Raw genomic sequence first — 13,958 nt, forward strand, 5'->3', positions numbered from 1 at the left:
CCTACCACTCCTCTTCTCTCACAAAGACATTAGCAGGGATGTTTAAATTCGCACGTTCGAGTTGCTCATAAAACTTCGGTCTTACTCCAGTTGGAACAAGCGCTCCTTGTATTTTTCCGTGGTCATCGATGCCCGTCTGTTCGAATTCGAAGATATCTTGCAGTACGATGATATCTCCTTCCATTCCTTGGACTTCTGTAATCTTAACAATCTTACGAGAACCATCTTTTAAACGGGACTGCTGGATGATCACATCGATCGCACCAGAAATCTGGTCACGGATCGCTTTGATCGGAAGTTCGACTCCTGCTAGAAGGACCATTGTCTCAAGACGTGACAACATATCCCTCGGGCTGTTCGAGTGCCCTGTAGCAAGGGAACCATCATGCCCTGTGTTCATCGCTTGTAGCATATCCAGGGCCTCCGCACCTCGAACCTCACCGATGATGACACGGTCTGGACGCATCCGCAGAGAGTTTCTAACTAAGTCACGAATCGTAATCGCGCCGGTCCCCTCGATGTTTGGAGGGCGTGATTCTAGCGAGACAACATGATCCTGACCCATTTGTAATTCCGCTGCATCCTCGATGGTGACAATCCTTTCATCATTAGGAATGAAACCAGAAAGAACGTTCAAGGTCGTCGTTTTACCAGAACCGGTTCCTCCACTGACGAAGACATTCAATCGCGCTTTTACACAAGCATCTAGAAAAGTCGCCATCTCTTGAGTCAGCGTCCCGAAACTTACTAAATCGTCGATTGTAAAAGGATCCACTGCAAACTTTCGGATGGTGATTGTAGGTCCATTTAAGGCAAGGGGAGGTATAATAGCATTTACACGCGAGCCATCAGGGAGTCTCGCATCGACCATCGGGCTACTTTCGTCGATTCTACGTCCAATCGGCGCGACGATTTTCTCGATGACATGCATGACATGTTCATCATCACGAAACGTAATGTCAGTATGAACAATCTTTCCCGAACGCTCACAATATACTTGGTTCGGTCCATTAACCATGACTTCCGTTACTTCTGGGTCGTTTAAAAGGGGATTAATCGGTCCGAATCCAGTCAAGTCGTTGACAAGTTCATCTATCACTTTTTTACGATCGACCGTTCTGAATTGTTCGTTATCCCGGATCATTTCAACAGCGAATTCTTCCACTTTATGTACCAAGTCTTCAGGATCCTGGTCACCTTTAATCTCTTTTAATATTTCTTTATGGATCATATTCTTTAAGGCTATATGTTTTTCATCACGTACTGGCTGGGCATTCGTCTTCAACTTTGGCACTTTTTTCTCTACAGGATTAGTCGGAGGATCCACCTTTTGCGTAGCTTCTGAACGTTTTTCTTCGGTGGTTTTCTGATCATTTTTCAGTTGGCTGTCTTCTTTTTTTACCGAAGTATCACCCTGTTTATTCTGAAGTCGTTCAAGTAAACTCATCGCTGTATCCTCCCCTTATTTTTTTGAAAACATTTTACCAATGATCGATGGCTTGTTACCTAATCTGGAGCCACCTTGGTTAGAAATGATTCCTTCTGCCATTTTAAATATACTCTTTGATATATCCGATTTCGTACGGCTTGTGACAAGCGGAATACCTAAGTTCATTGACTGCGCAGCCATCTTGAAATTGTTAGGAATGTAATCCGCTTCAGAAATTCTAAGCATGCTAGGGACTTCATCAGGCTTGATCAAACTTTCCATATTATATCGATTCACAACTAAGTTAAGCTTATCTTGCAGTTCCAATTGATGAATGGTTTCGATTAATAGTTTAGTATTTTTTAGTGATGATACTTCAAGTGTCGTTACCGCTATGACCCGATCAGCTGCTTCGATGAAATCAATCGTAGAATCCTTGATTCCATGACCTGCATCAACGACGATATAATCGAAATTCTTGGTCAGTGCCTGGAGTGACTTCTGGATTACTTCAGTAGTTATGAGTTCTGCGAATTCTGGACGATCAGGGGCTGAAAGAACGTGGACGCCTGATTCGTGACGAGTCATATAATTCGTTACGTTATGTTCGTCTATGCGATCAATTTCTTCCGATAGATCCTTTATAGTAAAAGAAGGCTGGATATCTAGCGCCAGTCCGATATCACCAAATTGAAACTCGCCATCGATCAATGCTACCTCAACATTTTTCTTTTTTAGTGCTAATGCCAGGTTAGTTGCAATGATTGTTTTACCGACACCACCTTTGGCACTCGATACAGCGATGATTTCCCCTCGTTTGTTTTCGTTCTCTTGGTCTGCCATCATTAGTTCCTCCTACTACTTACCAACTTGCTACGTTTATGAGTCATCTTCTTCGTCATTTTGGTTGATTCTTGAGTGTACGGTGAAGTGAATCGTACCGCGTTCACTAGAATTAACCAGCCCTACAGCTTCTTCAGGGGTCAGTTCTAGAGTAATCGAACTATACTCTGCAAACTCTTCTCCAGCTGAATTTGAAACCATTTCACGTCCAACCGCTAACACTCGTACATTTTCCAATAATAATTCAGTTATTATCTCAGAATCAGCCTCTTCGTCTTCTTCACTTTCCTCTTCCTCTGAATATGTAAAGATAATATCTACCCGATCTTCTGGATCTATTAAATTGGATACTGAGCGTACCATGTCTGTTCCGATTGAAACCCCTCGCTGACCCTCTTGGACTTTTCTGGAAATAAGTTCCTGTTCGTCCTTATCAGACTTCAACCGGTGTTGAAGGACAATTTCGTCAGACTCTAATGTTGTAGTGGTGAATTTGCCAACTGCGTCTTCAGTAGTTCGAATAGCTGATGGATGTGCTTGCTCCTCAGGAACCGACTCCAACATGACATCCTCTGAAGTGATCGTTTGGTTTTCCTGTATGGCTGAAGTCGTTACGACTACATCGACCATAGGAATTTCCTCTTCATCCGTTTCTGTTGCTTCGTTCTGTGTAGAATAGAAAAAAATAGCGGTCGTAATGAGTGCCATTAGGATCGCTACAAGAAATAATAATTTTGATTGCATATCTGTCACCTACTCCGTCAGTCTTACTGTAAATGCTCCACGTTCTACCGCTTCGTCTAATTCAAAACCTGTTCCCGTACGTTCTATGAAAGTTCCACGGATCGTATCATCATCGTGACTCATGGCTTCTGAAATATAAAAATAAGCAAACCCCGTAATTTCAACTTGTTGCATTTGATTCTGATCATGATTGTAAGGTTTATAAACAGGTATAAGAAGAATGCGTCTACAATCCCGTTCGTACATGTTTTCACAACTGTTTACCAACTCTTCCACAGAACTTCTCGTTTTACCTGCGATATTACCCGTCTGTGTATCAAGTACATCTCCCACAGTAAGTTCATAATCTGATCCCCATAGCAACGTCTGCTCATAAGTTTGAGCCCCTGGACCATCCAAAGCGAGGACCCCGAAGTTTCCTGTATCTGAATCGCCAGCATCGACTTTCAATGAGTATTCTTCTCCGTAATTAAGTTGAACGGATTCATCGATTCCCAAGGGTGCAGCTCCAATCGCTCTTCCCATCTTTCCTAAACTGGCAGTGGCTCGCGCCTCCACATCAATCGAATCGATACCGAATAATTTCATGAATACTGTGTTAACTGGTTTCTGTAGCTCCAATGTCACTTTTTCGTCCAAATTAATGATAATACCTGAGAACGAATCTAACTCTTCATGGTGACCCAGGGTTTCATCGACTATTTGCCTTACAGTCAGTTCATCGTCAGCTGTCAGTTCTTGCGCCCCCGACAACACACTTGCATTGGCGGTTTTTTGCAAATGTGTCTTTGTCATGTACAGCATGCCACCATCCACTACTAAGCCTGTCATCGCCAAGAGAGCTGTAAAAGAAAATGTGACGATCACCGCTGCGTGCCCTCTTTCATTTTTAAAGAAAGACTTGAAATTCATCACTTATACTCTCCTTCACTCTACTCGAATCGTTGAATCAGCAGTGAGCTGGACCGCACCGTCGAATATTTGTTTAGCAAAAGGGGTGAATGGTTCTACTGGGTAAGTCAAGGTGACCGTTACATACTCTCCTGACTTTCGGCTTGCATCATCTGGAGAAACCGACACTTCAAGCTTATCCGAATCACCCGTTTGAAAATTGTTGTGAGCAAATTCCACAATTTCACTGTCCTGATAACCGAAACCACCTAGACGAACGGTTTCTTGAGCAGTGAAGTGCAAACCAGTATAGGAATACATCATCCGTCCAACATCGAATACTCCTACTAAAATAATCATTAATAAAGGTATGATCAACGAAAACTCAACAATCGATTGTCCCTTCTGGTCACGGCGAAGCCTCATCTAAATCACCACTCCGCCAAAGAAAAACGAAACAACCGCTCCGCCAACGATCGCTACACCGTAGGGGAACGTTTTCTGAAACGATTGTTTCTCTGGAAGATCAAGATTCATTCCATATCTCATGTTGAATAGAGCACGAAAGAAAGATTTCATACGGTTGAAAAACCCACCTCTGAACAGCAAGATCGCTAAACCGATCACCGCTCCGATCAATGCCATATAAACCGCCGTAGCAAAAACAAAAGCCGGTCCTTTAATCGCACCGATCACCGCTAATAACTTCACATCTCCAGCACCCATTCCACCCATCAGATATGGAATCAATAGAATTCCGAAACCTAAAAGCAAACCTAGAAAAGCATTCATCAATCCTTCTAGACCAAAACTGATTGGATTAAGGAGGAGAGCCAAAACTAAAGCTGGTAGTAATACGTTATTGTAGATTTTTCGATTTTTCACGTCTGTCACGACACAGATAAGTAACACAATAAATAAGAGCAAATTAATCAACGTCATGGTTCTCCTCCTTTCCAAATCTATTTATTAATTAGGGGGTAAAAATTATTATCCTGTTGTAGAATCTGTTCCAGTTGGTGTTTCATCGAATTTAGCAATCACATCATTAAACGCATCAATAATTGCATCTCCAAACGTAATCAATACTGCTACAACTCCAACTGCTAAAACTCCTAAAATCAACGCGTACTCAGCCATACCTTGTCCATCTTCTTCTCTTAAAAAGTTCTCAAAAAATTGTTTCATAACTTTAATCTCTCCCTTAAAATATAATGTTTAGTTGGTGACCGATCGCCGTGTCCGTATCCACGATAGTTCCAGCAGTTACTTCGATCACTGATTCAGCATCTTTTCGTCGCTTCCCGATTTTATTCGGCAATAGCCCAATGTCTAAGGCAACCACTTCTTGTGATTTGTTAATGTAAATGACGTCAATGGGATACCGCATGAAATAGGAATGCACCGACTGGCAGGGTTTAATGTGTAAACCGTTCCCTGATGGTAATTCTTTTGTATACATGAGCCCTTTCAACCTCTTGAAAAAGGTGTAGGCTTGTTGGACATTGTCACCAACAACTTGATTGTTACTCAGGTTAACGATTTTCACGTAAGAATTTCACCTCCTGGATATAAAAATAACCCCGCCATTACCGATAGGCGGGGTTATTGTCTATGAAAAGTCCACGAAATACACTTCCACTGGCTCTTAGATGGGAGGTTTTCGCTTTGTTTGCATAGATCCCTGTTCCTTCGGTAACTGGCTGGCATTGTGCGTGATGCACAGAAGCCCCTGTAGCTTTGCGTCACTGGTTTTCACCAGTTTTGCCATTATCGAGATGCAGCAACTATTCAGTTTGCTTGACTAAATCTTATTGCTAGAATAAACCATTACTACCATACTAGGAATCGGTCAAACTTACCAATTATTTATATCTTTAGATATACAAACATCCATATATCTACAAGTCCTAGTTTAATAGTAGGATTAAATTGATTAACAGGTAAACTTTTCTTCTGATTAATTGAAAAAAATGGAAACTATATAGTTTTATAAGATTACTTTTTTAATATTCGAAAAAAAATCATATTTTTTGAGGTTTTTTTTGAAAATAGTTCAATTGAATGTGATTTTTGCAAAAATCACAGCTTAAGGACATTCAATTGAACTATAACAATGGATATTCTAAACCATTGGAGTTGAATCATTCGTTTGATAGGATGGTAGTGGATATAAGGAGGGGATCAGATGAAAAGGTTACAGTTTCATACTTACACTGGGTTTGTACTCATTTATATCCTCCTTCTTTTTATAGATTCTGAGATATTGTTATTTACCCAAGGCGTCGTCGGGATGCTTGCCCTGCTAATTTCGTTTAAAGGGGCTACTAGAACATACCAAATGATTGGAATCATTTTTACGATCATCTCATTCCTTCTGTTTTTTATATTCGAATTGGAGTATGCAGAGCTGGTTTACTATTTCACTTCGATGGGTCTATTGTTGTCACTTTTATACTTGATTCCTTTCATCAATCACTTCATGATTGTCGGAAAGTACGACCAATCCATGTATGATGTACTTAAATCTAATACACCAAACTTAGGAAAGTTTTACGTCAAATCCTACTTAACGAGTTATGTCCTGACGATCTTCATCTTTCTATCGACAATACCTTTAGTTTATCGATTTATTCAAGCCAAAACAGCTATCTTCAATGACAAAATCACCCATCAATTCGCTACTAGAGGTATTTTAAGACCTTTTGCTGCAGCGAATGTTTGGAGTCCTATCGAAGTATATATCGCTTTAGTAGTTGCAATTACAGGAGCATCCTATTTACATCTGTTACCGATTCTATTTGTCTTTTCTCTTATAATGGTCCTATCTGAATTAGCATTGGGATACTTTAAATATCGAAAGCATGAACTCACTTCTGAAAGTTCGAGTACAAGTCAGGCCTCAGAAAACATGAGAAAGCTGTCACATTTAGGAGCTTTTCTGATCTTCTTCATTGGTACCGCTTCTGCAGTTCATTTCATAATTGGGCTCGAATTTTTTGAAGCGATTGTTCTAATCATTGTCCCTTACACGATCTTTTGGTCGATTATGATCAATAAGCTTCGTACATTCATCCGTTACAACCAGGAAGTGTGGGGAGATCACATTTGGACGATGCAGAATTTCGTCATGTTATTGGTTCCAGTTGGGGTTTTTAACGAAATCGTGGAGGTTACCGGGATCTTTGAAGGTGTCTTCGATTCAATTGCTTGGATGGAGGAATCTCCATTAATCCTGTTGATCGTCTTGATGTTCAGCTCAATGATTCTAGCGTTTTTCGGTTTTCACCCTTTGGTGACATTGAGTCTTCAAGGAATTTTCGTCACCCCTTTTCTAGATACGATCAATCCGCTTAGTGTTTCGGTGGTGATGATTATTTCGGTCGTAGCAAATGATATGACTGGAACATTCAATGTGCCAATTACGATGCTTAACCAATACTTTAAACGTAATCCGTATCAGCTGACAGCTTGGAATATCGGATTCGCATTACTATTCGGAGCAGTAGGAGTCTTCATCGGATATTTAATTCTATAGATAAAATGACTTCAAATGATCACTTGTTATCATGAAGGCTCTGTTATCGTTCATTTTTATTATTTAAAGATAGTTGAACTCACCCTTGGTTCGCTTTCTGACGACCTGGATGAAAAAACACCGTCTAGCTGTGCCAGACGGTGTTTCACTATTATTTTTCTTTTTGCTCATACAACTCATCAAAGTGATGGGCCATTTCAAAGTCTAAATCGGTAAGTCCTCTTTTTTCCCAAGAAGATATTTTAAGTGTAACCACTTTATAATCGATTGCAATGTTTGGGTGATGCTGCTGACCTTCTGAATACGCTGCTACCCCACTCACGAATTCGATTCCGTGCAAATAATTTTCGAATTTATATCTTCTTCGAATCCATTTTTCATCTACTAGCTTCCACTCGGGCAGTTTATCCAATTCCTGTTCGATCTGTTCATCTGATAGTCGTTCCATGATTTAACCTCCTCAGAATTTTACCTATTCATACATTTCCCATGTGAGCTTTATCGTAATCACTCGTCAGTTTTTTGATCGGAGCGATTTTCGACAAATTTTTTCATTTGATTCAAGTGCTCGCTGTCTTCTTTTTTAATGATATAAGTGATAAGTGGCTTCATCAGTCGATTTCGGATTCCTTTAGTATTAATTTTTCCTTCAAATTCAACCCTTGTACCTTCTTTAACTTCTTTAAAAATATAGACGTATTCTAATAGAAGATTATTTTGTTCACTTTGAACGACAAAACGGCGATTTTTTTCATATTCAGTTACCTTCAAAACCGAACTAGCTTCAAATTTTTTGATTTGACGGGTCTCTTTTATTTCAGTTCCAACTCCTATTGGACCGTCCGTAAGAATTTCTACACCGGTCACATGATCCATCGCTTCTTCTGCGTGCTTAAAATTAGACACTACTTCAAACACCTCTTCTACAGGTGCCTTGACTACTACTTCCCTAGTAAAGCCCATCATTAGTCTCCTTTCAATTTCCATTTAATTCATCGAACCAACCTTCTGTGATTTCCTTGCTTTTATGATTGACAATCAAATACTCCTCTTGGCTTTCTACGTATAAATAAGGAGAGCTTTCAGTCCTTACAAACAATTTACCTCCGCCATAAGGCTTTTCCAACAAAAAATTACCCTTTAAAACACCCGAAAAGGCGAATCCATTTGTTCGTGCTATAACCTCTGGTAACTCATCTAGTAACTGAACTTCTTCAACCTCTTCTAATTCCCATTCTACTCCATAAACCCCTGACACTTCGAATGATTCATCATCTATTGTAACTACGGGATCTTTCAAACCGACATACGTCAAAACAGCTACCCCTATGAAAACAACCCCAGTAATACTACCTGTTAGCCAATAAGCTTTTTTTCGCTTTCTAGGAACCTCATATTTCTGTATGTAGATCGTCCAGCTCATGATTACTATTAGAAAAAGGGCTATTCCTATTTCAAAAATATAAGGGACTTGAACGACGCCAGCTATAGTGATGAATAACAAAAAATAAAACGTGTACTTCAACATTTTTTCAACAGCATCGGTATAACCACTTGATTTCAAATATTCCTTCTCTTCTTCAGGCCTATTTGAAAAACCGGACAGTAAACTATACTCTTTTTTCTTAACGATTAGGTATGCCAATCCACCATGAATCAGTAACGCAAACCCCATAACAATTAAAAAAATCAGAGTTCCTGTGTTCATGCCTTTCCCCCTTACTAAATCACACGACAAATATATACAATTATTTTCTTGAGATTAATATCTGCTTACTTCAAATATGATACAATTGTATCATAATATGCTATCAGAATATTCCGAATGGAACGCGGGGTGCTTATCAATGTTCAACAACTTTAAAACCAAGTATCAGAGTGTAGAGCACGCGGGTGAAGAACTCCTCAAATTGGTCAGCCAATTTATTGAGGTTAATTCCTTTTGTATTGCCAATTGGGAGAATAACGAAAGCCATATCATGAAAGCTTTCAATCGTAAGGAGCTGATGGTCCAAGAGGGGATTACACAAGCTCGTCTAGATATGTATTGAAAGTTCGTAGCTGATACTGACCGTGAGCCAGTAATTATCCCAGATACTAAGTACAATAAAGAAGCCTTTAGTATGGCAATCACAAAAGAAGCTAATATCCAAAGTTTCTTAGGAGTGCCCATTGTTTTGAAAAATGGAAATTGTTACGGAACATTATGTGCTCTACATAACCACCCCCATGAATTCTTGCAAAAAGATGTTGATTTATTAAGAACGATGGCAACTTTCTTCTCACATGTGATAGACCTGGAAAAGCAGTTGCTGACCGATTCTCTGACCAACGCGCATAACCGTCATTATTTAGAACGATTATTCAATGACTACCGTAAAGAAGACCGTGGATTCCAATCTATCTGTTATCTCGATTTTGATCACTTCATACAAGTGAACCATTCATATGGACATGAAGTTGGAGACCAAATCATGATCCAAGCAGCTAGTCGATTAAAAATCCTATTAAGGGGATATGGTAAAGTCGTTCGTTTAGAACAAGACGAATTCATCTTACTTTTTGACAAAATCTCTGACTTAGAGTTCATTAAGTTATTAGATGTCATCATTGATTCTATGGCCGAACCTCACCTTGTAGGTAACGAGCCACTAACATTGACATTCTCAATCGGTGTAGTCCGCAACGCAGGTTCATATGACACCTTCCAAGAAGTTTTAACTCAAGCAGATAGCGTAATGGCCGTAGCAAAAAAACGAGGTAAAAATAATTATGTAATTGACGAAGTAATGGATGAGGTTGACGAAGCCTTGCACTAGACACAATGAGAGGTGATTTTTTGGAAACAGTAGATGAAAAAGGCAAAGAACAATGGCATAAAGAAGAAGCTGTTAGCAACTTCAATCTGACATGGGACTTGATCGATAAAGTCAATCGCTCGAAAGAAGAAGATTTACTCATGATCCACCAAGCACATGCTTCGAGATTCCACTGGGGACAGATCGGCACTCCCATTGAATTAGCTAGAGGGGAATGGCAAATTTCAAGAGTATATGCCCTACTCCAAATGGGCGAGAGCGCTTTATATCATGCTGAAATGTGTCTAGGATACTGTGAAGAAAACGATATTGGTGATTTCGATTTAGCATTTGCCTATGAAGCGCTGGCCCGTGCATATAAAGTAAGCAAATTTAAGACGATGTCCGAGAAGTATTATGACCTTGCAATGCGGGCGGCAGACGATATAGAGAAGCCCGAAGATCGGAACCACTTTTTAAGTGAGTTAGGTACCATAAAGGATTAAGAAAAGCCGCCCTAGAATAACGAACTACCATTATTCCAGAGCGGCTTTTCAGTTCTAATTTTTTACTAATTCTGCATGACTAGCAACTTTTTTACCTCTATCGATTAACGTCTTCAACTCTTCACTTCTATCTTTCAATCGTTCTAATTCAGTTTCCACTTCTTGTTTAGCTAAAGGTAACCAGTCATTACCCTCGAGTAATTCGAAAATCTCTATTCTGAGCAACCAATCATCTGTATGACTTGCTTGCAGTTCTCCCCATACTCGCTCTAATTCTCCTTCAGGGTCATCTACTCGACCTTCACGGATATCACGAACCTCCTGATACAATTGCTCCAAAGGTGATAATGCAGGTTGAACTGTTGAGCGGTCTTCATCTTCCTCTACAACTTCAGGATAAAATGCCTCACCATCAGCAGCTCCGGCAAATACTGATATGATACTTTCGCCAACTGCCATATCAAAAGTTCCCCATTCAGGTTCAAAAAGAACATTGTCCCCAAGTGACACCTTGCAATTCGTAAACGGTATCAATACTAGTCTTCCATTTTTACGCACAAGATCTTCTACTTTTCCTTCAACCGTCACGCCACTTTCAAATTCCAAGATTACTTCTTCTTCCTTTATAATTCCTAGCTCATTCAATTGACCTTCCGACAGTTCTTCTAGCGGTGCATCGACAGATTTTAATCTTCCTACTGGGGAACCAAATCCATCTGCATGATAATCAGTACCATGACCGGGGATCTGAAGGTCATCAGTCGCTAACGCAGTAGGACCTGATGTTTTGAAATAAGCCGCTTCTCCAGATACATCTGTTATACGTTCGCTGAATATGCCTGTAATTTGTAAGCCTGAAGACAATACGGTAGTTGCAGTGTTTTCTGACTGAATTGCTTTATCCAAGCTTTCAGTTCCACCTTTTTTGAATGCCATTTCTTCCGCAAATTCTTCAAGACCTTCAATCAATTGTTCGAAACTCTCGCATACGAATAATTGAGGTTGTGGTTTGGTTATGTCAAACCCAGTATGCACAATTTCTTGAACGTCAAACGGGATTTTTTTCACTTCAGGATTTAAAATATTACTTCCTTCAGCAACTGAAGATAAAAGACCCGCACCATAGATTTTTGGTTCATCAACAGTACCAATCAATCCGTATTCAACTGTCCACCAGTACAAACGGCCAATCTTCTCTGCTTCTGATAAACCTTTAATTGCTGTTTCTTTTTCATCCAAGGTTTGTTTGGCATCCGCTATTTCCTCTTCGGTCGCATCTCCTTTTTCTAGAAGATTAGAGTAAGTACGTAAAGCTTCAAAATGTTCATGTTCCTCTTTGGTGGCAATTGCTTTTTTTCCAATTTCACCGAACAATTTAACATATTTTGAATAGGTTTCATCACAAAGTATCGGTGCGTGGCCGGCAGCTTCATGAATGATATCTGGAGCAGGTGTGTATTGTATATTTTCTAATTTACGAATATCCGTCGCAATAGGTAGCACACCATTCCCTTGAAATTCAAAGAAAGCTACTCCTGGAATAAAACCATCGATAGTTGCAGCTCCCCAACCAAAAGGTTCTAAACTTTTATTCATTTGATTAACATTCGGAATTTTTTCAATGGTAATCCCTGAAGCTTCTAAACCATCAGTATATGTCTCATGCGCAAGGTCTTTCAATGTATGATGGTTTTGACGCATAACAAAACGCCAAACCGAATGATTAATGGGTGTGTAGGATTCATAGTGCTGATTCGCCGTATACTTCTTCAAATGTTTTGGTACTGTTTTTAAACTCATTAAATCCGCCTCCTTGAATACATCTGCTTAAAAGCATAAACGCTTAAACGCTTTTAATCACTAAAGAAATGTTATACACTAATTTACAAGAGGTATTCTAAGTTGTCAATATATATTAATATTTTATGTGTGTTAATGAGATCTGTTCAAAGCATTAATTTACCAATTTAGTTATGAGTGTTATAAAAATTGTAAAAAATATTTCCATTTTTTGATTCATTTCCGTTTATTTCTATGATAAAATGTTAAGATAAACACATTCTATATTTAAATTTTTTAAATATTTAAATAAATATTTAATAATTTCTTCAATATTGAGTTTCTATCACACAAAGATAAAAGATAGCAAAATTGGTAATTGTTAAGCGGCGAACTAAATACGAGAGGTAATATAATTGAAGGGACTATTCTTATGAATAAAAATCCTACATTCAATAAAAGCACAGAAATCGGAAAAAGAATACAAGAGTTGAGACACTTTTTCAAAATGACTCAAAAGGAGTTAGCCGAGGGGATTTGTACTTCTGCTTACATTAGTCGAGTAGAAAACGGATCTTCTATCATTAACGCAGATTTATTATTCATGATATCGGAAAAATTCGGTGTAGATATCAACTATTTTTATGACTCACCATACAGCCTTCGGGAAGATCATTCATTAAAAGTAGAAAATGAAGCTCGCGAATATGTTAATATCGGAGATTATGAAGCTCTCGAATTGCTTATACAAAGGGAAGAGAAAACACCTTTCATGCAAAACGAAAGATTTAAACAATTTATTTTATGGCATAAATCAATTTGTGAACGTTACCTATATGAGAATTTGGATGAGGCTTTGAAATTGATGGATGCTGCGTTATCGCTGTGTCACACAAGTGAAAAAGCGATGTCCGAACGCGAGATTCAGATGTTTATGCACAAGGCGAACATATATACAGACTTGGACTTGGACGAGAAAGCAATAAAACTTTATCAGAACCTTTTAACAGCAATTGATACGTTACCAACTCTTACTAATAAGAGTATCGCGGTAATGGTCCACTATAACCTAGTGAGAATGTATTTCTACCAAGAAATGTATGATGAAGTTCTTGAGCTAGCTAATGACGGAATAAATATATGTAAGCAAACCCAATCAGTTTATGGTTTAGCACACTTATATTACATTATAGCTCGAACTTATGCAGAATTAGGAAATTACCAGTCTGCATTAGGTTACTACAGAAGATCTAACGACATGTTTAATTTCACAAATCAGGAACGACACAGCAAAAAAGCTTTGAAGGAAATTCAAGAAATTGAAGATATGTTAAAAACTTTATAAAATTCCGTCTGTCATGTAAGAAATAAAACCCCGAATAACGGACCTTCTCAAATGTCCATTACTCGGGGTTTAGTTCATAATTCAA

17 protein-coding genes, 1 pseudogene and 1 riboswitch are annotated in these 13,958 nt (G+C 38.9%); of the genes and pseudogenes, 6 read left to right on the forward strand and 12 right to left on the reverse strand.

Annotated features, from left to right (window positions below):
- Position 1: 1 nt before the first annotated feature.
- From CEY16_RS11040 to CEY16_RS11075, 8 genes are read right to left on the reverse strand one after another with little or no spacing between them, the layout of a single operon-like run.
- Positions 2 to 1,447 carry a TadA family conjugal transfer-associated ATPase gene (locus CEY16_RS11040; protein WP_101332093.1) on the reverse strand — a complete coding sequence of 482 codons (1,446 nt, stop codon included), beginning with the start codon at positions 1,445 to 1,447 and terminating at the stop codon, positions 2 to 4.
- A gap of 15 nt (positions 1,448 to 1,462) precedes the next feature.
- On the reverse strand, positions 1,463 to 2,272 hold the full coding sequence (locus tag CEY16_RS11045) for a CpaE/TadZ family protein (RefSeq protein WP_162297922.1): 810 nt from the start codon (positions 2,270 to 2,272) through the stop codon (positions 1,463 to 1,465).
- 36 nt (positions 2,273 to 2,308) lie between these two features.
- Positions 2,309 to 3,016, reverse strand: a complete 708-nt coding sequence (gene cpaB / locus CEY16_RS11050; protein ID WP_101332095.1) for a Flp pilus assembly protein CpaB — start codon at positions 3,014 to 3,016, stop codon at positions 2,309 to 2,311.
- Between the two features lie 9 nt (positions 3,017 to 3,025).
- Positions 3,026 to 3,928 (reverse strand): pilus assembly protein TadG-related protein, encoded by a 903-nt coding sequence (locus CEY16_RS11055; protein ID WP_101332096.1) that lies wholly within the window; start codon positions 3,926 to 3,928, stop codon positions 3,026 to 3,028.
- Positions 3,929 to 3,943: 15 nt separating this feature from the next.
- On the reverse strand, positions 3,944 to 4,333 hold the full coding sequence (locus tag CEY16_RS11060; protein WP_101332097.1) for a TadE/TadG family type IV pilus assembly protein: 390 nt from the start codon (positions 4,331 to 4,333) through the stop codon (positions 3,944 to 3,946).
- Positions 4,334 to 4,849 (reverse strand): A24 family peptidase, encoded by a 516-nt coding sequence (locus CEY16_RS11065; protein WP_101332098.1) that lies wholly within the window; start codon positions 4,847 to 4,849, stop codon positions 4,334 to 4,336.
- Between the two features lie 48 nt (positions 4,850 to 4,897).
- Positions 4,898 to 5,095, reverse strand: a complete 198-nt coding sequence (locus tag CEY16_RS11070; protein WP_101332099.1) for a Flp family type IVb pilin — start codon at positions 5,093 to 5,095, stop codon at positions 4,898 to 4,900.
- Positions 5,096 to 5,111: 16 nt separating this feature from the next.
- Entirely contained in the window at positions 5,112 to 5,456 is a 345-nt protein-coding gene (locus tag CEY16_RS11075) for a DUF192 domain-containing protein (protein WP_101332100.1), read from the reverse strand.
- Between the two features lie 142 nt (positions 5,457 to 5,598).
- Positions 5,599 to 5,686, reverse strand: a riboswitch (cyclic di-GMP riboswitch).
- A 409-nt stretch (positions 5,687 to 6,095) separates the two neighbouring features.
- Between CEY16_RS11075 and CEY16_RS11080 the strand changes: the two genes are divergently transcribed.
- Positions 6,096 to 7,445: a hypothetical protein gene (locus tag CEY16_RS11080; protein WP_101332101.1), complete on the forward strand. Its 1,350-nt coding sequence runs from the start codon at positions 6,096 to 6,098 to the stop codon at positions 7,443 to 7,445.
- 151 nt (positions 7,446 to 7,596) lie between these two features.
- Here the strand turns inward: CEY16_RS11080 and CEY16_RS11085 are convergent, their stop codons facing one another.
- The 3 genes from CEY16_RS11085 to CEY16_RS11095 are packed head-to-tail and all read right to left on the reverse strand — an operon-like array spanning position 7,597 to position 9,153.
- Positions 7,597 to 7,893 (reverse strand): 4a-hydroxytetrahydrobiopterin dehydratase, encoded by a 297-nt coding sequence (locus tag CEY16_RS11085; RefSeq protein ID WP_101332102.1) that lies wholly within the window; start codon positions 7,891 to 7,893, stop codon positions 7,597 to 7,599.
- Positions 7,894 to 7,952: 59 nt separating this feature from the next.
- A complete protein-coding gene (locus tag CEY16_RS11090) occupies positions 7,953 to 8,408 on the reverse strand; it encodes an SRPBCC family protein (RefSeq protein ID WP_162297923.1) in 456 nt (151 codons plus the stop codon).
- Between the two features lie 13 nt (positions 8,409 to 8,421).
- Positions 8,422 to 9,153 (reverse strand): DUF3784 domain-containing protein, encoded by a 732-nt coding sequence (locus tag CEY16_RS11095; RefSeq protein WP_101332104.1) that lies wholly within the window; start codon positions 9,151 to 9,153, stop codon positions 8,422 to 8,424.
- 139 nt (positions 9,154 to 9,292) lie between these two features.
- On the opposite strand from CEY16_RS11095, the gene CEY16_RS11100 reads away from it, so the two are divergent.
- The 4 genes and pseudogenes from CEY16_RS11100 (at position 9,293) to CEY16_RS11110 (ending at position 10,749) form a co-directional block, all read left to right on the forward strand.
- Positions 9,293 to 9,496: a hypothetical protein gene (locus tag CEY16_RS11100; protein ID WP_101332105.1), complete on the forward strand. Its 204-nt coding sequence runs from the start codon at positions 9,293 to 9,295 to the stop codon at positions 9,494 to 9,496.
- 30 nt (positions 9,497 to 9,526) lie between these two features.
- A pseudogene (locus CEY16_RS15520) lies at positions 9,527 to 9,730 on the forward strand (GAF domain-containing protein); the annotation flags it as partial.
- Positions 9,713 to 10,264, forward strand: coding sequence for a GGDEF domain-containing protein (locus CEY16_RS11105; protein ID WP_274379943.1), 552 nt, complete (start codon positions 9,713 to 9,715; stop codon positions 10,262 to 10,264). The pseudogene CEY16_RS15520 and the gene CEY16_RS11105, both read left to right, overlap by 18 nt.
- 20 nt (positions 10,265 to 10,284) lie before the next feature.
- Positions 10,285 to 10,749, forward strand: coding sequence for a hypothetical protein (locus CEY16_RS11110; protein WP_238378835.1), 465 nt, complete (start codon positions 10,285 to 10,287; stop codon positions 10,747 to 10,749).
- Between the two features lie 54 nt (positions 10,750 to 10,803).
- On the opposite strand, the gene CEY16_RS11115 is transcribed toward CEY16_RS11110, so the two are convergent.
- Positions 10,804 to 12,549, reverse strand: a complete 1,746-nt coding sequence (locus tag CEY16_RS11115; RefSeq protein WP_101332108.1) for an aromatic amino acid hydroxylase — start codon at positions 12,547 to 12,549, stop codon at positions 10,804 to 10,806.
- 412 nt (positions 12,550 to 12,961) lie between these two features.
- Here CEY16_RS11115 and CEY16_RS11120 point away from each other — a divergent pair, with 412 nt between their 5' ends.
- A complete protein-coding gene (locus tag CEY16_RS11120; RefSeq protein ID WP_101332109.1) occupies positions 12,962 to 13,873 on the forward strand; it encodes a helix-turn-helix domain-containing protein in 912 nt (303 codons plus the stop codon).
- The last annotated feature ends 85 nt before the right edge of the window (positions 13,874 to 13,958 follow it).

It is taken from the genome of Halalkalibacillus sediminis, from assembly GCF_002844535.1.
Taxonomy (GTDB): domain Bacteria; phylum Bacillota; class Bacilli; order Bacillales; family Alkalibacillaceae; genus Halalkalibacillus_A; species Halalkalibacillus_A sediminis.